Genomic DNA, 21,573 nt, shown 5'->3' with positions numbered 1-21,573 from the left:
CGTCATCAACCTACAGAAGTCTCCGTTTCGCACACAGCAATGGCAACGGCATTGCAGAATGAAGTGCCGAAGTTCTCGCGCCGCGTGACAGGCGCTTGTCGGCACTGGCTTAGCCAGCTGATTATTTGACTCGTTCATAGCATTCAGCGATTCTTCTAGATAGCCGATTCACGAGCTTTCGACTCCGGTATAAGCCGTATTGAACCGTCCCGGAAATCATGCCGCCGTCTTATGTGCGGCAGCGTCGGGAAACGAGCCTGTCATTTCATCATAGTAGGCACGCTCAAATTCCTCGGGAGTTTGTTGATCCAGCGAGGAATGCAAGCGATCATTGTTGTACCAAAAGACCCAGTCGAAAACGACCTCAACGACATCTGATTCGGTCTTCAACGCACCACTACGGAAGGGAGAACCCTTGGCCACGGCTTCATTCTTGAATAATCCCATGACCGTTTCGGCAGCCGCATTGTCGTAAGCATCCCCGACACTGCCAATCGACGGAACCAGCCCCTCAATTTCTAAGGTGTCGGTGTAACGGATCGAGGTATATTGCGAGCCAGCGTCCGAATGATGTAGAAGTCCCTTGTCAACTGGTCTTTTGGTGTGTTTTCGGCGCCATAAAGCCATCTTCAAGCACTGTTCCACGAAGGCGGTGTCTTTCACCGTGGAGGTTTCCCACCCGACGATCGCCCGTGAATACAGATCGATCACCAAGGCCACGTAGACGAACCCGGAATACACCGGCACGTAAGTGAAATCTGTGACCCAAATACGGTTAGGGGCACTGGCGCTGAAGTTCCGATTCAGTAGGTCGCCAGCTCGTTTGCCGTCCTTGCCAGGGATCGTGGTGCGGGTCTTACGTCCACGAATCAGGCCGTTCATGCCCTCGTCACGCATGAGTCGGTCAACGGTGTGTTTGGAGACCTCGGGGAAGCCGTTGCGCCGCAGCCAAGCGGTCATCTTTCGCCGGCCATAAAGGATTTCTGGCTTCGGTCTTCCTTTAGCGTCTAACACTTTGAGGCTGCGTAACGTGTCAATGACCTTGGCATCTTCAACTGCTCGCAGGGCCGGAATCCTTATTTTCCAGGCCCGGTAGGTTCGTGCGGCGACCTGCACGCCCTGCTCACGCAGGACGGCGCAGATCGACTCGACCGCATGACCTTCGGCCCGCTGCTCATCAACGAATCGGCAGATTAGCGGCGGCGAGGGTCGAGTTCCCTCGCGAAGAAAATCGATGCTGCTTTCAAGATTTCGTTGGCTTCCTTCAAATCCCGATTCTCCGCCCGCAACGTCTTGAGCTCATCGAGTTCGGTAGTGGTTGGGCCGTCCTTCTCACCGGTGTCGACCTGGGCTTGGAGCACCCAGCGACGCAATGATTCGGGACCGACATCCAGCTTCGGAGCCAGAGCCTTGCACGCTGCATACACGGAAGGATATTCAGAGAGCCGGTCCACAACCATCGCTACGGCGCGGTCACGAACTTCGGCAGGATACTTCTTGGGCATGGTTTCTATCTTTCTCTCGAAAGACAGCGGCATCAAATCAGGGACGGTTCATATAGAACGAAACCGTCATGTATCGGCCGATGAGACTAGTGCTTCCAGGCAAGAGTCAGCACACTTATTCGAGACCGTAGCTAGCTAATCTGGACACCAGTGCGCTCAGTGACAAGGATGAAGAATCGGTGTCTTCTTGGATGTCTGTCATGCAGTATCACCCTAGGCAACTCGTGCGGCTCGTTAACGAAAGACAACTGATCACTGTTATTTGGCTCCACGATTCTGGTCCAAGTTGATAGGTCCTGTGGTCATGGCCGTTCTAGAATGACGCCGGCAGGCAGAAAGCTACTGGCCTTTTAGCTCCGTCAATAAACTCAAAGGGATAGTTGCTGTCCAAGAAGTGCATGAGTGAGCACGCCCTTTAGAGTCCTGTTAAGGATTGGGTTCTAGACCGGGCAGCGAGGACGTACGCTCCTAAGCAACATTCTGGCCGCAGGATCGGATCCTTGGCCATGCTCAAGGTAGCGGGCCTACGGGTTACGAGACAAGACTGGATCCAGGTACTTAGTTAAAGCAAAAACGCGGAACCGTAGTTCCGCGTTTTGAATATGTGACCCCAACGGGATTCGAACCCGTGTTGCCGCCGTGAGAGGGCGGAGTACTAGGCCGCTATACGATGGGGCCGTACGCTGAAGATTTCTCTTCAACTCACCGAATCCCTCCGGTGAAGCGCTGGGATACCAGGACTCGAACCTAGAATGACGGAACCAGAAACCGTTGTGTTGCCAATTACACCATATCCCAATGTGACTTGGTATCCCTCAGGGAAGATATCGCTATCTCCTTCAATGGAATGCCTTAGCACGAGATATAACTATACATAAGAAAACCAGTTAAGGCATCTTTTGAGCCCTCATCCTCGAGTGATCTGCAGCTCTATTACAGATTCGAATGTTTTCAGCGCCAAAATACGGTAGTCAGCATCCCTCAGTGGCCTGAACCGTGGATCGCGTAAACGGTAGTTGAACTTAGTACTGCGATCTAAATTCTCTTACCCATAGTTCCTCTATCGCGATCTGACCATGACGGACGCTTCAGGAGCACACCGTATCTAGACGTCGAGCCATCCTACACGCGGAGCCAACTTGAAATTTCTACCGCAAAGACAATGCTGGTCAAAGTTCGTTGGCAGCCACAAACGATGATTTTGGGACGGTCAAGCACGGAGGCGCTTTTATGGCGTTCAGCAGCGGTGCTTATTCTAGATTCATTGATTTGATGGGTCATTGTCGCCAGAGGGTCTGCGCAACAGCTGGCCTCGCCCATAGTCACGAAGATGTTCATGGTTTTGCAAGCACAAGGATTGCTCTGGGAAGTGACGATTACTTGTTATATCGGCCGGGTCTCCTGTTGGATGATCGCGTCTTGGAGTGCCATCACGATCCGAGAAGCCGGGTGCGCACGATCCAACTCACCAGCCCGATAGGGGGATGGTGTAAAACGGCAAGCTGATAGTCCGAGTTGACAACGATGAGTGGCTGTCAAACTTGCATCAACCGTGCCTACATGATGTTTCGAAACTTTGCCCCGGTCGTTCGTTTATTTCTGAACATCTCACTGCTCAGAATTACGTTGATCGGCAATCTGCACGTGCCTAGAACAAAACCAATCGATAGGCAGCGAGCGGCAGGATCGTTATCCCGGGACGTCGCACTGCGTGGTCTATCGTCGATGTTCGACATACAACACCACCTGAGCCAGTTACGCACAAGCCTCTAATGTAGAACGTGAGGCAAGGTTTAAAGTGTCAACTCCCGGAAACGAACTGTTTCCGGGAGTATTTAGCTTGGTCGGGATAACAGGATTTGAACCTGCGACCTCGTCGTCCCGAACGACGCGCGCTACCAAGCTGCGCTATATCCCGTTGTTCACTAACGTTTAAACACTACACCCGCGCTTGGGCTCCCACGAAATCTGTAATTGCGCCTTACATGGCCAACTAAGCTTCGCGCTCATTACAGTCAAATAGCCTTGCCAGGATTCAGAATATTCTTCTCATCAAGCAACGACTTTATGTCATGCTGAATTTGGATGACATCCTGGCTCTGTTCCCATGTCAACCATTCACGTTTGATAAGTCCAACGCCATGTTCACCCGTAATCGTTCCACCCATATCGATCGCGACCCGAATTGACTCTTCTAGGGCTTCCGATAATCGGATCAAAGGATTTTCACCGGACTCGGGTTCCACAGAAAATGTCGGATGTAAATTACCATCGCCTGCGTGAGCGATAACTCGTACATCGACGTCATGAGCCGTGGCAATCTTTCGGAGCTCTTGCACGTACTTAGCCATCAGACTCTTAGGAACAGCAACATCCTCGCCCATCCGATATGCGTCGTCCTTCGTATCCCCACGACTGGTACGACGCATTTCAATCAATTGTGTTGCTTCCGGAGCACCTGAGGAACTAAGTGTCATTGGTCCGTCTGAGAATGCTTCTCTGATTACGGTCTCTTCTTTTTCTGCGCCGTACCCGTCCAGACGAACCAAGAGCATCGCACCTCCACGGGATGCATAGTCTGTTTGGTACTGCTCATCAAGAATCCTGATCGTCGGCAAATCCAGCAATTCTAAGATCGCAGGTTGCACACGAGCCCGTGCGATGCTTTGTACACCAATAACTGCTGCTTCAAGACTAGGGAAGACTATCGATACATCTCGTTCATCAACGGGCTGATAGCGCAGACGGAGCACCGCCCGAACTACGACTCCTAGGGTCCCCTCGGATCCAGTAAATAAGGAAGTCAGATCATATCCTGCAACGCCTTTGAACGTATTCTTCCCGACACGAATCAACCTGCCATCGGCGAGAACAATGTCAAGGCCGAGGACCGACTCACGAGTCACGCCGTACTTCGCACAGCGGAGTCCGCCGGCATTGGTGGCAATGTTCCCGCCAACGGTGGACATCTTGTAGCTGGCGGGATCGGGCGCATACATCAACCCAAATTCCGCCACAGCCTCGTTGAGGTCATAGTTGATGACCCCTGGCTCTACAACGGCAACTTCGTCTTCAGGCCGGATCTCAATTATTCGATTCAGCTGCATTAGGTTCATTACAATACATAGGCCAGTTACATGAGCAGCGCCGGAGACTCCAGTGCCAGCGCCACGCGATATCACTGGCATGCCATGTTCATAAGACAGTCGCATAATGTTTTGAACGTCAGCCACCGTTTGTGGGTACACGACAGCCAACGGCAAGACTGGCTCACCGACAAGCTGTCCAAAATCCCTTGAGTTCTCCAACAGCGCTTCTCTGCGATCTTCGATTTTCGCCGCCATTGGGAGCGCTTCGCGCAGCTGCTTAAGAAATTCGAGCTGAGAATCCGACATTGAAACGACCTCGTCATGTGATGCGATGGTTAGCTAGGAACAAAGTTTCATGTAATGGCCACTAAGCTCCATAATGAAGCCTAACCGGTCAGCGGACGCTACCACATACCAAGTGAGGAACCAGGTCCTTTTAAACAGCACAAGGGCCCCACCCTTCCAGGCAAAACCCGAAAACCCCGCACACCACCCACACCAACCCAGCCAGCAGCAACCACGCAGCCGGCAACCAGCAGCAGCAACAGCAACAGCAACAGCAACCAAAGCTAGTGGTTAAACAGGTGAGGCCCCGAACACCATAAGTGTCCAGGGCCTCAAACCATCATCATTACTGACATAACTACTTCAAGTTAAGTCCGGCGGTGACCTACTCTCCCACACCCTCACGAGTGCAGTACCATCGGCGCAGTGGGCCTTAGCTTCCGGGTTCGGTATGGGACCGGGCGTTTCCCCCACGCTATGACCGCCGTAACAGTCTCGAAACAACATCAGGCATCCCAATGCTCATCCAAAAAATGTGTACCAACACCCCGCCAAAGCAAGCCAACCACACACCAAACCCACCAAGAGTGGATCCAATGAACAGCCAACCCCCTTCTACAAGGAATCAGTGTGTTACAAGGTTGTTGTCTCGTAACCGTATAGTGAACGCGAACAATAATTGTCTCAAATAATTGCTTTACAGTGTGTTGTAAGTCATCGGCCTATTAGTACAGGTCAGCTACACAAGTCTTTAGTCCTTGCTTCCACATCCTGCCTATCAACCCAGTGGTCTAGCTGGGGGCCTCTCACACTCAAGGTGCATGGAAATCTCATCTCGAAGCAGGCTTCCCGCTTAGATGCTTTCAGCGGTTATCCCTTCCAAACGTAGCTAATCAGCGGTGCACTTGGCAGTACAACTGACACACCAGAGGTTTGTCCGTCCCGGTCCTCTCGTACTAAGGACAGCCCTTCTCAAATTTCCAACGCGCGCAGCGGATAGGGACCGAACTGTCTCACGACGTTCTAAACCCAGCTCGCGTACCGCTTTAATGGGCGAACAGCCCAACCCTTGGGACCTACTCCAGCCCCAGGATGCGACGAGCCGACATCGAGGTGCCAAACCATGCCGTCGATATGGACTCTTGGGCAAGATCAGCCTGTTATCCCCGAGGTACCTTTTATCCGTTGAGCGACGGCCCTTCCACGAGGTGCCGCCGGATCACTAGTCCCGACTTTCGTCCCTGCTCGAGCTGTCACTCTCACAGTCAAGCTCCCTTGTGCACTTACACTCGACACCTGATTGCCAACCAGGCTGAGGGAACCTTTGGGCGCCTCCGTTACATTTTAGGAGGCAACCGCCCCAGTTAAACTACCCATCAGGCACTGTCCCTGAACCAGATCATGGTCCGAAGTTAGGTGACCGGTACAGCCAGAGTGGTATTTCAACGATGACTCCACCCGAACTAGCGTCCGAGCTTCACAGTCTCCCACCTATCCTACACAAGCTGCACCGAACACCAATACCAAACTATAGTAAAGGTCTCGGGGTCTTTCCGTCCTGCTGCGCGTAACGAGCATCTTTACTCGTACTGCAATTTCGCCGAGTTCATGGTTGAGACAGCGGGGAAGTCGTTACTCCATTCGTGCAGGTCGGAACTTACCCGACAAGGAATTTCGCTACCTTAGGATGGTTATAGTTACCACCGCCGTTTACTGGGGCTTAAATTCTCAGCTTCGCAACAAGTTGCTAACCGGTCCTCTTAACCTTCCAGCACCGGGCAGGAGTCAGTCCGTATACATCGTCTTGCGACTTCGCACGGACCTGTGTTTTTAGTAAACAGTCGCTTCCCCCTGGTCTCTGCGGCCCACACCCGCAAAAGAAGAGCAAGTCTTCTCCACGGGGCAGGCCCCCCTTCTTCCGAAGTTACGGGGGCATTTTGCCGAGTTCCTTAACCATGATTCTCTCGATCGCCTTAGTATTCTCTACCTGATCACCTGTGTCGGTTTGGGGTACGGGCGACTAGAACCTCGCGCCGATGCTTTTCTAGGCAGCATAGGATCACCAAATCACCCACCAAAGTGGGCGCCTATCAGGTCTCAGGCTATATGAGTCACGGATTTGCCTATGACTCGCCCTACACCCTTGGACCAGGTCAATTCCATTGCCTGGCTCGGCTACCTTCCTGCGTCACACCTGTTAATACGCTGACCTCACAACATCGGTTCCCAACACCTCACACAACAAACAACCCGAAGGTCGCAACAGTCATGCTCAACACTGGTTAGCATCAATCGCTCAGTATGGGCGGTTCTTCGCCGGTACGGGAATATCAACCCGTTGTCCATCGACTACGCCTGTCGGCCTCGCCTTAGGTCCCGACTCACCCAGGGCAGATTAGCTTGACCCTGGAACCCTTGATCATTCGGCGGACGGGTTTCTCACCCGTCATTCGCTACTCATGCCTGCATTCTCACTCGTGTGGTCTCCACCGCTGGTTTACACCGCGACTTCACCGTCCACACGACGCTCCCCTACCCATCCAAACACCCAATCGAAACCGGGTAAATATCTGAATGACGCAACTTCGGCGGTGTGCTTGAGCCCCGCTACATTATCGGCGCGGAATCACTTGACCAGTGAGCTATTACGCACTCTTTCAAGGGTGGCTGCTTCTAAGCCAACCTCCTGGTTGTCACAGCAACTCCACATCCTTTTCCACTTAGCACACGCTTAGGGGCCTTAGTTGGCGTTCTGGGCTGTTTCCCTCTCGACTATGAAGCTTATCCCCCACAGTCTCACTGCTACGCTCTCACTTACCGGCATTCGGAGTTTGGCTAACGTCAGTAACCTTTTAGGGCCCATTAGCTATCCAGTAGCTCTACCTCCGGTAAGAAACACATAACGCTGCACCTAAATGCATTTCGGGGAGAACCAGCTATCACGAAGTTTGATTGGCCTTTCACCCCTACCCACAGCTCATCCCCTCCATTTTCAACTGAAGTGGGTTCGGTCCTCCACGCGCTCTTACACACGCTTCAACCTGGCCATGGGTAGATCACTTCGCTTCGGGTCTAGACCGTGCCACTCAAACGCCCTATTCAGACTCGCTTTCGCTACGGCTTCCCCACACGGGTTAACCTCGCGACACAGCACTAACTCGCAGGCTCATTCTTCAAAAGGCACGCCATCACACAACCACAAGGGTCATGCTCTAACGGATTGTAAGCGCACGGTTTCAGGTACTATTTCACTCCCCTCCCGGGGTACTTTTCACCATTCCCTCACGGTACTGATTCACTATCGGTCATCAGGTAGTATTCAGGCTTACCAGGTGGTCCTGGCAGATTCACACAAGATTTCTCGAGCCCCGTGCTACTCGGGTACCCACACTAGAACGGCAGACACGCATTACACCTACGGGACTATCACCCTCTCTGGTCCGGCATTCCAACCGATTCACCTATACGCCTGCACCTCATCCCGCCAACCAGATAGGGTTGGCACATGTGGGCCCCACAACCCCGGTGATGCAACGCCTATCCGCTATCACACACCAACCGGTTTAGCCCCATCCGCGTTCGCTCGCCACTACTAACGGAATCACTATTGTTTTCTCTTCCTGCGGGTACTGAGATGTTTCACTTCCCCGCGTTCCCTCCACGCAACCTATACATTCAGCTGCGGGTCATACGGCATGACACCGTACGGGGTTTCCCCATTCGGAAATCCTGGTCTCAACGTCAGGTTATCGACTCCACCAGGCTTATCGCAGATTCCCACGTCCTTCATCGGCTCCTGATGCCAAGGCATCCACCGTGCGCCCTTAAAAACTTCAACACAAAACAAGTTCTCAAGTTTGAGCTATAAAACAATCAACAAAATCACAAAACAACCACACCAAAAAACCCCAAAAGGCTCTCTAACATGGTCATCTTATAAGATGCTCGCGTTCACTATACAGTTCCCAAACAACAACCCCACACCCCCACACAAACCACCAACAACCCACCCCCTAAAGAGCGAACCATCACGATGACCGTGCAAAGACACAGGACAAACACTGAAACACCAAACCCCTCAACAAAAGGGGGCTTGTTGCCTCAAAACCCAACAGCATGCCAAACCATACAAACCACCTGGCCCCCACACCCTCATTCCAACACCCACAACCCCCAAAGGAGAAGCAAACGCGTACTAAGAAAGCATGAACACCATGCAGCCACAGCCAATACCACCAAACACAACATGAGCTGCATCTGTTTTTCCGGTATTGAGTTCATTGATATTCCACCCATGAGCAACCCGCCTGCCAACACTCGTGACAGAAACGGGCAACCAATAATTGGTTAGCTCCTTAGAAAGGAGGTGATCCAGCCGCACCTTCCGGTACGGCTACCTTGTTACGACTTAGTCCCAATCGCCAGTCCCACCTTCGACGACTCCCTCCACACAAGGTGGTTAGGCCATCGGCTTCGGGTGTTACCAACTTTCGTGACTTGACGGGCGGTGTGTACAAGGCCCGGGAACGTATTCACCGCAGCGTTGCTGATCTGCGATTACTAGCGACTCCGACTTCATGGGGTCGAGTTGCAGACCCCAATCCGAACTGAGACCGGCTTTTAGGGATTAGCTCCACCTCACAGTATCGCAACCCATTGTACCGGCCATTGTAGCATGCGTGAAGCCCAAGACATAAGGGGCATGATGATTTGACGTCATCCCCACCTTCCTCCGAGTTGACCCCGGCAGTCTCCCATGAGTCCCCACCTTTACGTGCTGGCAACATGGAACGAGGGTTGCGCTCGTTGCGGGACTTAACCCAACATCTCACGACACGAGCTGACGACAACCATGCACCACCTGTGAACCAGCCCCGAAGGGAAACCCCATCTCTGAGGCGGTCTGGAACATGTCAAGCCTTGGTAAGGTTCTTCGCGTTGCATCGAATTAATCCGCATGCTCCGCCGCTTGTGCGGGCCCCCGTCAATTCCTTTGAGTTTTAGCCTTGCGGCCGTACTCCCCAGGCGGGGCACTTAATGCGTTAGCTACGGCGCGGAAAACGTGGAATGTTCCCCACACCTAGTGCCCAACGTTTACGGCATGGACTACCAGGGTATCTAATCCTGTTCGCTCCCCATGCTTTCGCTCCTCAGCGTCAGTAGATGCCCAGAGACCTGCCTTCGCCATCGGTGTTCCTCCTGATATCTGCGCATTTCACCGCTACACCAGGAATTCCAGTCTCCCCTACATCACTCTAGTCTGCCCGTACCCACCGCAGATCCGAGGTTGAGCCTCGGACTTTCACGGCAGACGCGACAAACCGCCTACGAGCTCTTTACGCCCAATAAATCCGGATAACGCTTGCGCCCTACGTATTACCGCGGCTGCTGGCACGTAGTTAGCCGGCGCTTCTTCTGCAGGTACCGTCACTTTCGCTTCTTCCCTACTGAAAGAGGTTTACAACCCGAAGGCCGTCATCCCTCACGCGGCGTCGCTGCATCAGGCTTTCGCCCATTGTGCAATATTCCCCACTGCTGCCTCCCGTAGGAGTCTGGGCCGTGTCTCAGTCCCAGTGTGGCCGGTCACCCTCTCAGGCCGGCTACCCGTCGTCGCCTTGGTGAGCCATTACCTCACCAACAAGCTGATAGGCCGCGAGTCCATCCCCAACCGATAAATCTTTCCACCAAAAACCATGCGGTTAAAGGTCATATCCAGTATTAGACCCAGTTTCCCGGGCTTATCCCAGAGTCAGGGGCAGGTTACTCACGTGTTACTCACCCGTTCGCCACTAATCACCCGTGCAAGCACGGGGTCATCGTTCGACTTGCATGTGTTAAGCACGCCGCCAGCGTTCATCCTGAGCCAGGATCAAACTCTCCATAAAAAACAAAAAGCCACCGAAACCCCTTGGAAAATAAGGGAAGAATCGATGATAAAATCCTGGCGAATAAAAACACTTGAAACAACACACGGGGGTGCATCATTCCAAGCAAATGTTATATATCCACCAAATTAAAAATAATTCGGTATCAACAAACTTGGCACACTATTGAGTTCTCAAACAACAAACACTCTCGACACCACAACCACCAAAACTCGGTGACTGCTTCGCTCCGGAGCAACTTTACAAGCTTACCACCTTGTTGACTATTGTCAACTCGATGTTTCCGACTTGTTCACGTCCCTTGAATTCGTATCCCTTGCGGGCAATCCGTTCAAGCGGCGCGAGAAGTAACTCTACACGTCTTGCGGGTGAACGCAAAATCGTCCATTACATCAGCTATTCATCCAGAGTTCCCCGCGCTTCCGGGAAATTCTTGGGCATTCGGTCTCTTAGCTTGGCGCAATTGGCAAAAAAGTTTCTTATGAAGCAGCTCACGGTTAAAGTAGTTGGGCTGGTTTCCCCGTCAAATGACGGGGAAACCAGCCCAACTGTAATTTATGCGCTTACTTGCTTTCGGCGTTACGCAAACGAGAAACCTCGTATAGAGAGATGCCCACAGCCATCGAAGCGTTCAATGACTCCATCGCGGAGTCGATAGGGATCGAAACGATCGCATCGCAATTTTCGCGAACCAAGCGGGATAGGCCCTTACCTTCGGAACCGACAACGATGCACAGTGGACCGGTGGCTAGTTCCAGATTTGGCAGATCCATATTGCCGCCAGCGTCCAGACCAATCACGAAGATTCCGGCAGACTTGATTTCTTTCAAGGCATTGGTCAGGTTGCTGCACTTAGCAACTGGTACGCGTACCGCAGCACCAGCACTGGTCTTCCAAGCCGAAGCGGTCATCCCGACACTGCGACGTTCTGGGATGATCACACCGTCAGCGCCGAAGGCCGAGGCGGAACGAATGATGGCGCCAAGGTTACGAGGATCGGTAATACCGTCCAAAGCAATGAACAGTGGCTGGGTGCGCTTGTAGCCGCGGGCATAATCCTTCACGGATTTCTGTGCCAGCTGTACGGCGTCCTTGTACTCATACGGTGGGATCTGCAGGGCGAGGCCCTGGTGGATTGCACCGTCGGTCATCCGCTCAAGTTCTACCTTGTTTGCTTCCATCAATGGGATGCCAAGCTCGTTAGCAAGCTTCAACGACTCACGTACGCGGTCATCAACCTCGATACGAATAGCAACGTGCAACGCCTTGGCTGGAATTCCAGCGCGCAAAGCTTCAACAACCGAGTTACGGCCGGTAACCATTTCCGCATTAACCTTGATGCGGTCGTTGCGCTTAGCTGCGGTGCGCTTGTTAGCAGCACGTTCGGCCAGCTCCTTGGTGCGGTATGCCTTGTGGTAAGGACGATCCTCGGCTTTCGGGGTGGGGCCCTTGCCCTCTAGGGAACGACGGCCCTTGCCGCCACTGCCCTTAGTTGGGCCCTTTTTGCCCTTACGAACCGCTCCCGCGCGTTCTTGAGGAGTACTCATTTGATCTGTCCTTTGTTATAAATTCTTATATTGGCCGCGGGTGCGGTTATTTGGTCAGTGTCCAGCGGGCACCGTCGGCTGAATCAGCAACGGTAATACCCGCGGAAGCCAGCGCGTCTCGAATAGCATCCGAACGCGCCCAGTCTTTCGCGGCTCGCGCTTGAGTTCGCTCCGCTAGTTGCGCTTGGATCAGAGTGTCTAACACTTCCGCTTCCGCGCTGTGCGCAGCGTTGGAGCTGCTACGTGCATCATCAAGTCCAAGAACTTCAGTCATGGCCAGCACCTGGCCGAGGGCTTCGAACACGATTGCGTCATCATTCGCATCCAGCCCGGCATTTCCGCGGCGCACCGCTTCGTGTAATGCGGCCAGCGCCATGGGCACGTTGAGGTCATCGTCCATCGCCGCACCGAAGGCTTCGGGCACCGAGGTTGCTTGCACCGTGCTATCGGTGTTTGCTGCCCGGTAGTTAGCGTTAGAAATGAAAGTATCGATACGTTCTACCGCGGCGGCTGCCTCGGTCAGCGAGTCTGGGCGGTAATCCAACTGTGAACGGTATTGAGCCTGACCCAGGAAGTATCGAACGACTCGGGCTTCGGCCAACTGCAACATTTCTTCCGGAGAAATCGTATTGCCAATGGACTTGCTCATCTTTTCTCCGGCATAGGTGACCATGCCGTTGTGCATCCAGTAGTTGGCAAATCCTTGGCCGGCGGCAGTTGACTGTGCCAACTCGTTTTCGTGATGCGGGAAGCGTAGGTCTAGTCCCCCACCATGAATGTCGAAGTGAGTACCGAGATATTTAGCCGCCATGGCCGAGCATTCCAAGTGCCATCCGGGACGTCCGCGTCCCCATGGGCTGGTCCATGATGCGGTGATCGGGTCGCTTTCCTTATGCCCCTTCCACAGTGCGAAGTCACGCGGGTCCCGCTTGCCACGCGGATCTGCGTCGGTTGCAGCCTGCATGTCATCAATCTTCTGTCGGGTCAATGAACCGTAGGCTTCGAAGGAACGCACGTCGAAGTACACATCCCCGGAGTGATCGGTCGCCGGGTAGGCATGCCCCCGGGAGATCAACGTTTCGATCAGCTCATGCATTTCCGTAATATGCCCGGTTGCACGTGGCTCGTAAGTTGGTCTGCGTACCCCAAGTGCCGCATAAGCGTTAGCAAACTCTTGTTCAAAGCGGTAGGCCAGCGCGTACCAGGCTTCGCGTGGCTGGTAATGCTGATCAGCGGTAAAGCCGTCGGCGAAGGAGTTCGCCGACTTTTCCAGAATCTTGTCATCGATATCCGTGACGTTACGCACGGTGGTGACGTTAAATCCACGGTATTCGAGCCAACGGACCAAGATGTCATAGGCAATAGCACTACGCACGTGACCCACGTGCGGCATTCCCTGCACGGTTGCGCCACAGTAGTACAACTTCACTTCGCCGTCGGTTAACGGCTTAAAGTCTCGTACGGACGCAGTCTTGGTGTCATAAAATCGCAGGCTCACATCTTTAAGGTTATCCGAAGAAACCCATGGTTGTGCAGGGATGCGATAAGGAACGCATCGAAGTGTTGACTACTGGCCCTCTGGAACCACCGGATAGACCAGTGCAGTGGCATACGCGGTGACCCCGATTCCTTCACCTTCGTAGCCCAATCCGTCGCTCGTTGTTGCGGTGACGCTCACCGGGGCACCAAGCACGTCGGAAAGCAATTGGTTAGCTTCCTCGCGGCGGGCCGCGAAGCGTGGTCTGCGGGCCACAAACTGTACTGCGACGTTCCCAATTTCGAATCCCGCCTCGCGAACTAGGCGTGCGGCTTCTGCAAGCAGGCTCACACCGCTGGCACCAGCAAATTCTGGTCGATCCACCCCGAAGTGCGTGCCTAGATCACCTATACCGCTGGCGGAGAACAATGCGTCGCAGGCTGCGTGGGCTACCGCGTCCCCATCCGAATGCCCGGATAACCCAATGTCATCTGGGAAGAACAGCCCCGCAAGCCACATTTGTCGTGTCGGATCGGTGCTGACCGCGTGAACATCGATGCCGTTGCCGATACGTGGGATGACCATGTTTTGCTCCAGTTGATTCCGCTGTGCTGGCTCGAATAGCCGGTTGACCGCATCTAGATCCTCTGGGTGGGTGACCTTGAGTGACCGCGCGTCGCCGGGAACAATATGTACTTCGATGTCACAGGCGCGAACAATCGACGCATCGTCGGTGACTCGCTCTAAATCCTTAAGGCTGTAATGATCCAGTCGTGAGTGAGCTGCCAGCAGAGTTTGCGCGGCAAATCCTTGCGGAGTTTGTACCGCACGCAGAGTACTTCGGTCCGGGGTCTGAACCACGATCTGACTGCCGGTCTCTGGGTCGCTGGCCACCACACTGATGGTGTCAGTAACCGCCAATGCAGGGATGACCGCTTGCACACCGGGCTTACCCAGTTCAGCAAGGATTAACTCATATTGGGCAACAGATGCGAAGGCTCGTGCAGCGTCATGCACCAGAATGTGACTGACGTCCGCGCTCACCTTGGCAAGACCCTTACGTACTGAGGCAGCTCGGCTGCTTCCTCCGGGGACCGTGCGCACCAGCTGCGGATAGCCGGATAGTCTCTCGGTCAGCCGGGAATCCTCCGGGGGTACCACCACGATAATTTCTTTGACCTGAGGAACACAAAGCATGCTATCTAATGCGTGCTCGGCTAAAGATTTTCCGCGCACCTGCACTAACGCTTTGGGCATCCCGGCACCTAGACGGGTTCCCGTCCCTGCTGCCACGAGGATTACTGCTACAGATTGTTCTTGTTGCTCGCTCACGAGGCTCAGCCTATCGCGCAACGCGGAACTGATTAAATGACTAAACCGTGGGTCGCTTTGCGGCGTCCCACGGTTAATTGTCTTTAAGCATCTGCTGCTACTGACTTAACAAAATTTAGGCGGAAGCCAAAACTTCGTCCAGTAGAACTTCTGCCTTGGTCTCATCCAGGTCCTTGGCCAGAGCCAATTCGCTGATCAATACCTGACGGGCTTTGGAGAGCATACGCTTTTCGCCTGCGGACAGGCCACGGTCATTCTCACGACGCCAAAGGTCGCGAACGACCTCTGCCACCTTGATGACATCACCGGAGGCTAGCTTTTCCAAGTTTGCCTTGTAACGGCGCGACCAGTTGGTCGGCTCTTCAGTAAATTCAGCACGAAGGACATCGAACACATGGTCCAAGCCTTCCTGACCTACCACGTCACGCACGCCAACCAGATCAACGTTCTCTGCTGGAACCTCAATGGTCAGGTCGCCCTGAGCCACTTTGAGCTTGAGATACATTTTCTCTTCGCCCTTGATCTTGCGCATTTTGATCTCTTCGATCATTGCCGCGCCGTGGTGCGGGTAGACAACAGTCTCGCCAACCTCAAAAACCATGTGAATAAACCCCTTTCCCACCTCCCAGTCTACCACGAGCAGGCTTGCGAAAATCTTCACTATGGCCCAAATAACCCCGAAAAGACGCGGAAGAACCTCTTCCACTTGCGGGAGAAACGTGGTATGAAGTTAACAGGTTGAGCGGACCACCCCTTTCCCACAAACCGCAACAACCTACTACAACTTGTCGAAATCGATGTGTTGCACGTCGCTAAATCACGTTCTAAGCCGAATTACGGTTAGGCTTAGTACTAGTCGTGGTCTTCGTGTTCCCCCGCGCCTTGGGTGCGGAACACCGAAAATGGCCGCGAATCCGCAACTCATTATTCTCACCGAGGAGTTAGTGCCGTGATCACCGCACGCATGACCGCTGGACGTCGTATCGCTACGTCCCTAGCCGTGGCTGCCCTGGCATTCGGTGTCACCAGCTGTGGCGCCATCAACCAGCAGTCGACTACCGACCAGTACAACGCATCCGATGGCATCCATGTTGATGTTGCCAATGCCGAGGTTCGCAACCTGATGTTCGTCGCAAACACCGACGACTCCAAAGCTCGCCTCATCGGCTCGGTAGTCAACGATTCAGATAGCGCAGTCAGCGTGCAGATCAAGGCCGGCTCAGCCGCAGCCGTGAGCATCGATGTTCCTGCCAACCAGGTCGTCAAGCTGGAAGATGACAAGAACGAAAAAGTCATCTCCTCGCTGGGTGTCAAACCAGGTGAGCATGCAGAGACTACCTTCACCGCCGCCGGCGAAAACGTAAACTTCAGCGTTCCAGTTGTCGATGGCACCCTCGCCGAATACCGTGACTTCGTTCCGGGCGGTTACGATTCAACCACTACCGAGCACCTGAAGCCGGTCGAGCACGAGTCAACCTCGGGCCACTAAGCAATTCAAGCAATAAATAAAGGCTTCGGCCTTCGACGATTCTCTCCTAGAGTGAATCAGTCGAAGACCGAAGCCTTTGTTGTTTCTCGGTGTTGCTCGGGTGGTTAGGCTACGAACTTATAGCCGAGGCCACGCACGGTTACCAGGTGTTCCGGTATCGCCGGATCCGCCTCAATCTTTGAACGCAGTCGCTTCACATGCACGTCAAGAGTTTTAGTGTCCCCCACATAATCACTGCCCCACACGCGATCGATCAACTGACCACGGGTAAGTACCCGGCCGGCGTTGCGCAGTAACATTTCTAGCAGCTCAAACTCCTTCAAAGGCATGGCCACCTCGGCGTTACTCACCGAGACCACATGGCGTTCAACGTCCATGCGTACCGGGCCGGCGGTGACCACATTGGTGATCAATTCTTCGGCCTCACCTTGACGGCGAAGTACCGCACGGATGCGAGCCAGGAGTTCACGTGAGGAGTAGGGCTTGGTGACGTAGTCATCCGCGCCGAGCTCAAGGCCCACCACCTTGTCGATTTCCGAATCCTTGGCGGTGAGCATGATGACAGGGACTTGGCTGGTGGCGCGGATCTGCCGAATCACCTCGGTGCCCGGCTGTCCGGGAAGCATCAAGTCAAGCAGCACCAGATCAGCGCCGTGGCGCTCAAAATCGGTGACAGCCACAATACCGTCGTCGGCGATGCGCACCTCAAAACCTTCACGTTCCAACAGGTAGGAAAGTGGGTCTGAGAGCGACTCTTCGTCCTCGACGATCAAAATGCGGGTCATCGGCGTTCTCCTTCACGATCCGCCACGCTTGTGGCGCTCGCTTTATCATTCGTCGTATCGGTGGCCAATTCCGAGGGCTCGGCCCCTTCTTCATCCACTATGGGAAGCCTGAGTGTGAACGTGGATCCCTGTCCGGGCTGCGACCACAACGACACTTCGCCGCCATGGTTTGCGAGCACGTGCTTGACGATGCTCAGCCCCAGGCCGGTACCGCCGGTTTGCCTCGAACGCGCACCATCCACCCGGTAGAAGCGTTCAAAGACGCGTTCCTGTTCCTCGGCGGAGATCCCCGGGCCCTGGTCGGTGACCGAAATCTGTGCGTAGCCATCGCGCTGACGCAACCCTACCCCGACGGTAGTATTTGGCGGCGAGTAGCGGATCGCGTTGTCGATCAGGTTACGCAGGGCCGTCATCAGCAGATCACCGTCGCCGTGGATCGCCACGTCGAGCTTCCCACCCACGGTAATGCTGATTCCCTTTTCCTCGGCCAGTAGCTTATTGCGATCAACAGCCTCACTGATCACCGATTCGATCGCTACGTCCTCACCGTGCAGGATCGAATCACTGGACTGTAGCCGGGACAATTCGATAATGTCCTGGACCAAAGCTGCCAGACGTTTAGATTCCTTTTGCATACGGGTAGAGAAGCGGCGTACCGCAACCGGGTCATCCGCGCCGTCATTGATTGCCTCAGCCAGCAACGACATCGCACCGACCGGGGTCTTCAGCTCGTGAGATACGTTCGCCACAAAGTCGTTACGCATCGCCTCGGTGCGGGTGATATCGGTGCGATCATCGGCCAGCAGCAGGATATATTCTTCGCCTAGCGGGGCCACACGAACATGCACGATTAGTTGTCCCGCACCTAAGGTGGCACGTTGCAGCTCATATTGGCTTTCGGCGATAACCCCATCGGCGCGTACCTGACGCACTAACGTGGCCAGTTCCTCATGGACCAGCGTGTGTCCGCGTACCAGCCCATAAGCATAGGAGGCAGGGTTGGCACGAACCACGCCGTCCACGTCATCCAGGATCACAAACGCGCGGCCAATGACCGATAGTACCGAGGCGGCACCTTCGGGCAGTATCGGTTCGTCAACATCGGGAAGCCCGGAGGCACGCCGCTGCGAAAAGCGGTAGGCGGCCAGCCCAACTAGTCCCAAGGCCAAACCGATCAGGCCGGCGAGCAGGGTCGAAATCACTTCGTTCACATTATTAGACTAGCTTCCATGACACGTGGTGAAGGTGCCAGATGACGCTAATTAGCGCTTTTCTGTAGGCTGTTCACCAAACGTTCACTTTCCGTGGGATATTCGTTAATAACCCGCTGGCAAGGTGGAAGCAGACCCTCCGCCATGCCCAAAAACAGGGGCATAGGATTCCGTAACTCGAAAGGACCTTCAATGCGTAAGGTATTTCAGGCAGATCTGCAGCAAATCGGCGAAGAGCTGATCGAAATGTCCCGGCTAGTGGCCATCGCCATGGACCGCGCTTGGGACTCGCTGGCCAACGCCGACGTTGATCTGGCACAGGAAGTCATCGCGGCCGACGCGAAAATCGACTTCCTTCAGAACCAGCTCGACGAGCGCGCCATCGACACCCTCGCTTTGCAGGGGCCGGTTGCCTCGGACCTGCGCATGATTGTTGGTTCGTTGCGCATGAGCGCTTCACTGGAGCGCATGGGCGACCTCGCACGCCACTTAGCTCAGCTAACCCGACTGCGTTTCCCTAATCACGCAATCCCGGAGCGGATTTCTGAGACCTTCGCACAGATGGCGGAGGTAGATATTCAGATTGCCAAGGAAGTAGGGCGTCTGCTTGATACCCGTGATCTGGCGATCGCAAGGGCAATCATTGAACTGAACCACAAGCTGGACGGGTTGCACGCCAGCGTATTCACCGTGATTGCTGACGAATCCTGGGATGCCACGGCGCCAACCACCGTAGATGTCTCGCTGACCAGCCGCTACCTTGAACGGTTCGGTGATCATGGGGTATCCGTAGCCCGCAAGGTGACCTACCTAGTAACCGGCGAATGGGATCCGGCCGAGTTTTAAACTCAATCCATTCGGACCCTAAAATTCAACGGCGGTGCGTGCTTTCGGTTCATTCCGATAGCACGCACCGCCGTTTTTTTGCCCGTGCGCGGCGTAGGGAAAGTCGTTTACGAAAGATGACCAAGGCAAACTTCAAGATATGCGCCCTAGGGTCGTGTAGGTCCATTTCCCGGCCATGCACCCCCACTAGGCGCCCGTTGCCCACGCAGGGTCTACGCGTCGATGACACGGCATTGAACGCTGGAATGGTTACTGCCTAATGTTGCGTCTTATTCGCTGGCCGATTCAGAGCCTTAAAGCGTTAAGGGATGGCGCATCAGTAGATGCTCCATCCCTTAATTACTTTTGGTTCACCTGAAGTGGACCAATATTAAGATTGGGTATTAGCCTTCGCACTCAACGCAGAAACCTACGTTGCCCTCTTCACGAACTAGCTGTGAGCGGTGACGAATCAAGAAGCACGAGCCACAGATGAACTCGTCTTCCTTCTGCGGAACAACCGTAACGGTTAGTTCCTCGTTGGACAGGTCTGCACCTGGCAGGTCCATACCGTCGGTGTGATCGGCCTCGTCGAGTTCGCGCACAACGCTCTTGGCGTCTGGTGCGTTTGCGGACTTAACCGCGTCTAGAGAAGCCTTACGCGCCTCGGCAACGTCCGGGCGGACTTCATCGTAATCAGTTGCCACGAATTGCATTCCTAACGTGAGCCATTGAGCCTATTCGAAATAGGAGATTACAGCATACTAATACCAGAAACACAATCGTGTGGCGTTGTTTCGCTCACAGCCTGTCATTCATTTGGATTTTAGGCTTAAGAAACAACGAGGCGGACCGGTGCTTTCATGAAAAATGAGAGCACCGGTCCGCCACAGAAAAAATCGAATAAGGACTACTTACGGCCCTGATTCGCTACAGCCTTGATCGCATCGGCAGCAGCATCTGGGTCCAAATAAGTTCCACCAACGGTGATTGGCTGGAAGTTTTCATCCAGTTCGTAAACCAGTGGGATGCCCGTAGGAATATTCAGGCCGGCGATGGCCTCATCGCTGATTCCGTCCAGGTGTTTAACCAACGCACGCAACGAGTTACCGTGCGCTGTGACTAAGACGGTTTTCCCTGCGGACAGGTCAGACTTAATCTCGTTTTCCCAGTACGGGAGCATCCGCTCAAGTACGTCCTTGAGGCACTCGGTGCGTGGAGCGTTCTCGCCTAGTTCGGCGTAACGCTCATCGTTAGCCTGACTGAATTCCGAGGCATCGTCCAAGGCCGGTGGCGGAGTGTCGTAGCTACGACGCCACTGCATGAACTGCTCTTCGCCGAACTCGGCCAAAGTTTGCGCCTTATCCTTGCCCTGCAACGCACCGTAGTGACGTTCGTTCAGACGCCAGTCACGATGCACTGGGATCCACCCGCGACCGGCAGCCTCAAGTGCGAGGTTGGCGGTGGTGATCGCGCGGGTCAGCAACGAGGTATGTAGCACCTCAGGCTTGTAACCGGCTTCAGTCAGCAGCTCGCCACCGCGTGCGGCTTCGGCACGACCCTTTTCAGTTAGGTTCACGTCGTACCATCCGGTGAACAGGTTCTTTTCGTTCCATTCGCTCTGCCCGTGGCGAAGCAAGATCAAAGTATGGGTCATAGTCTCCATCCTAGCCAATCGCACACAACTACTGCGCGAAAGTTAAGCTGCCGCGGAAAAAAAATAACACCCCGAACTTCATCTGGCGAAGTTAGGGGTGTCAAAAGTTTCATCTGTAAAGCCGGATTAGTTGTACCAGTTGCCGCTCTGGCCGCTCACCGCAGGCTTGACGTCAGCCAGGTACACGCAAGCGACACAGGCGGAGATTAGCTGCAGGAACCCTCCACTGCTCGCCGGGCCGGAGACCACGGTAAGTACCGAAATGATCGTGGCACCACCGGTCAACGCCATCCACCAGCCCTTGGTGCGCTTACCCTCTTGGGTGTAGCGTGCCGCCTGGTGACGCACGCAGTCAGCTAATGCCCAGATGGCGATTATGCCAACAACAATGCTGAGCGCATACATCATGTACGCCTCAATTAATAATGCTAAGCCCATGTCTACACTCTACCTTTTGTGCAGGTAGACGAGGCAACCACTATTGAG

At 54.3% G+C, this 21,573-nt stretch carries 13 protein-coding genes, 3 tRNA genes and 3 rRNA genes; 2 read left to right on the top strand and 17 right to left on the bottom strand.

Annotated elements, in window-relative coordinates:
- Window positions 1-216 precede the first annotated feature (216 nt).
- From ACX5K5_RS02585 to ACX5K5_RS02530, 12 genes are all read right to left on the bottom strand, one after another.
- A protein-coding gene (locus ACX5K5_RS02585) for an IS3 family transposase (RefSeq protein WP_459174994.1) occupies window positions 217-1,505 on the bottom strand; the annotation gives its coding sequence in 2 pieces (ribosomal slippage) (window positions 217-1,232 and window positions 1,232-1,505; 1,290 coding nt in all).
- Between the two features lie 605 nt (window positions 1,506-2,110).
- Window positions 2,111-2,183 (bottom strand) — tRNA-Glu (locus ACX5K5_RS02580).
- A gap of 48 nt (window positions 2,184-2,231) precedes the next feature.
- Window positions 2,232-2,303: transfer RNA gene (locus ACX5K5_RS02575), tRNA-Gln, on the bottom strand.
- Window positions 2,304-3,346: 1,043 nt separating this feature from the next.
- A tRNA-Pro gene (locus tag ACX5K5_RS02570) sits at window positions 3,347-3,423 on the bottom strand.
- A 97-nt stretch (window positions 3,424-3,520) separates the two neighbouring features.
- On the bottom strand, window positions 3,521-4,900 hold the full coding sequence (locus ACX5K5_RS02565; protein ID WP_459174993.1) for an FAD-binding oxidoreductase: 1,380 nt from the start codon (window positions 4,898-4,900) through the stop codon (window positions 3,521-3,523).
- A 351-nt stretch (window positions 4,901-5,251) separates the two neighbouring features.
- Window positions 5,252-5,368: ribosomal RNA gene (gene rrf, locus ACX5K5_RS02560) — 5S ribosomal RNA — on the bottom strand.
- A gap of 215 nt (window positions 5,369-5,583) precedes the next feature.
- Window positions 5,584-8,717: ribosomal RNA gene (locus tag ACX5K5_RS02555) — 23S ribosomal RNA — on the bottom strand.
- A gap of 521 nt (window positions 8,718-9,238) precedes the next feature.
- Window positions 9,239-10,764, bottom strand: a 16S ribosomal RNA gene (locus tag ACX5K5_RS02550).
- The 16S, 23S and 5S rRNA genes sit together here, the layout of an rRNA operon.
- Before the next feature lie 563 nt (window positions 10,765-11,327).
- Window positions 11,328-12,311 carry a 23S rRNA (guanosine(2251)-2'-O)-methyltransferase RlmB gene (gene rlmB / locus ACX5K5_RS02545; RefSeq protein WP_096256191.1) on the bottom strand — a complete coding sequence of 328 codons (984 nt, stop codon included), beginning with the start codon at window positions 12,309-12,311 and terminating at the stop codon, window positions 11,328-11,330.
- A gap of 46 nt (window positions 12,312-12,357) precedes the next feature.
- Entirely contained in the window at window positions 12,358-13,809 is a 1,452-nt protein-coding gene (gene cysS / locus ACX5K5_RS02540; RefSeq protein ID WP_096256192.1) for a cysteine--tRNA ligase, read from the bottom strand.
- 69 nt (window positions 13,810-13,878) lie between these two features.
- The gene (ispD, locus tag ACX5K5_RS02535) at window positions 13,879-15,120 is read right to left on the bottom strand and encodes a 2-C-methyl-D-erythritol 4-phosphate cytidylyltransferase (protein WP_459174992.1); all 1,242 of its coding nucleotides are present in this window, start codon (window positions 15,118-15,120) and stop codon (window positions 13,879-13,881) included.
- A gap of 115 nt (window positions 15,121-15,235) precedes the next feature.
- Entirely contained in the window at window positions 15,236-15,721 is a 486-nt protein-coding gene (locus tag ACX5K5_RS02530) for a CarD family transcriptional regulator (RefSeq protein WP_096256216.1), read from the bottom strand.
- A 348-nt stretch (window positions 15,722-16,069) separates the two neighbouring features.
- On the opposite strand from ACX5K5_RS02530, the gene ACX5K5_RS02525 reads away from it, so the two are divergent.
- Complete coding sequence (locus tag ACX5K5_RS02525) at window positions 16,070-16,609, top strand: hypothetical protein (RefSeq protein ID WP_096256194.1); 540 nt, start codon at window positions 16,070-16,072, stop codon at window positions 16,607-16,609.
- A 104-nt stretch (window positions 16,610-16,713) separates the two neighbouring features.
- Here ACX5K5_RS02525 and ACX5K5_RS02520 read toward each other — a convergent pair whose 3' ends face one another.
- Window positions 16,714-17,394: a winged helix-turn-helix domain-containing protein gene (locus ACX5K5_RS02520; RefSeq protein ID WP_096256195.1), complete on the bottom strand. Its 681-nt coding sequence runs from the start codon at window positions 17,392-17,394 to the stop codon at window positions 16,714-16,716.
- Window positions 17,391-18,605, bottom strand: a complete 1,215-nt coding sequence (locus ACX5K5_RS02515; protein WP_170947845.1) for a sensor histidine kinase — start codon at window positions 18,603-18,605, stop codon at window positions 17,391-17,393. The genes ACX5K5_RS02520 and ACX5K5_RS02515 overlap by 4 nt, the downstream gene beginning before the upstream one ends.
- A gap of 192 nt (window positions 18,606-18,797) precedes the next feature.
- On the opposite strand from ACX5K5_RS02515, the gene phoU reads away from it, so the two are divergent.
- Window positions 18,798-19,451, top strand: coding sequence for a phosphate signaling complex protein PhoU (phoU, locus tag ACX5K5_RS02510; RefSeq protein ID WP_096256196.1), 654 nt, complete (start codon window positions 18,798-18,800; stop codon window positions 19,449-19,451).
- 383 nt (window positions 19,452-19,834) lie between these two features.
- Here phoU and ACX5K5_RS02505 read toward each other — a convergent pair whose 3' ends face one another.
- The 3 genes from ACX5K5_RS02505 to ACX5K5_RS02495 all read right to left on the bottom strand — a co-directional run bounded on the left by ACX5K5_RS02505 (window position 19,835) and on the right by ACX5K5_RS02495 (window position 21,525).
- The gene (locus ACX5K5_RS02505) at window positions 19,835-20,137 is read right to left on the bottom strand and encodes a DUF4193 domain-containing protein (RefSeq protein WP_096256197.1); all 303 of its coding nucleotides are present in this window, start codon (window positions 20,135-20,137) and stop codon (window positions 19,835-19,837) included.
- Between the two features lie 203 nt (window positions 20,138-20,340).
- Window positions 20,341-21,087, bottom strand: a complete 747-nt coding sequence (locus ACX5K5_RS02500) for a phosphoglyceromutase (protein WP_188687344.1) — start codon at window positions 21,085-21,087, stop codon at window positions 20,341-20,343.
- A 126-nt stretch (window positions 21,088-21,213) separates the two neighbouring features.
- On the bottom strand, window positions 21,214-21,525 hold the full coding sequence (locus tag ACX5K5_RS02495; protein ID WP_096256199.1) for a DUF2516 family protein: 312 nt from the start codon (window positions 21,523-21,525) through the stop codon (window positions 21,214-21,216).
- Window positions 21,526-21,573: the final 48 nt, after the last annotated feature.

The organism is Glutamicibacter bergerei, from assembly GCF_054495185.1.
Note: the sequence above shows the minus strand (reverse complement) of the source record. Positions and strands in the feature narration are given on the sequence as shown.

Excerpts from the sequence above, each read along its gene's own strand:
- phoU (WP_096256196.1), top strand. The coding sequence starts at position 18,798 with ATGCGTAAGGTATTTCAGGCAGATCTGCAGCAAATCGGCGAAGAGCTG.
- ACX5K5_RS02495 (WP_096256199.1), bottom strand. The coding sequence starts at position 21,525 with ATGGGCTTAGCATTATTAATTGAGGCGTACATGATGTATGCGCTCAGC.
- ACX5K5_RS02520 (WP_096256195.1), bottom strand. The coding sequence starts at position 17,394 with ATGACCCGCATTTTGATCGTCGAGGACGAAGAGTCGCTCTCAGACCCA.
- ACX5K5_RS02500 (WP_188687344.1), bottom strand. The coding sequence starts at position 21,087 with ATGACCCATACTTTGATCTTGCTTCGCCACGGGCAGAGCGAATGGAAC.
- ACX5K5_RS02565 (WP_459174993.1), bottom strand. The coding sequence starts at position 4,900 with ATGTCGGATTCTCAGCTCGAATTTCTTAAGCAGCTGCGCGAAGCGCTC.
- rlmB (WP_096256191.1), bottom strand. The coding sequence starts at position 12,311 with ATGAGTACTCCTCAAGAACGCGCGGGAGCGGTTCGTAAGGGCAAAAAG.
- ACX5K5_RS02530 (WP_096256216.1), bottom strand. The coding sequence starts at position 15,721 with ATGGTTTTTGAGGTTGGCGAGACTGTTGTCTACCCGCACCACGGCGCG.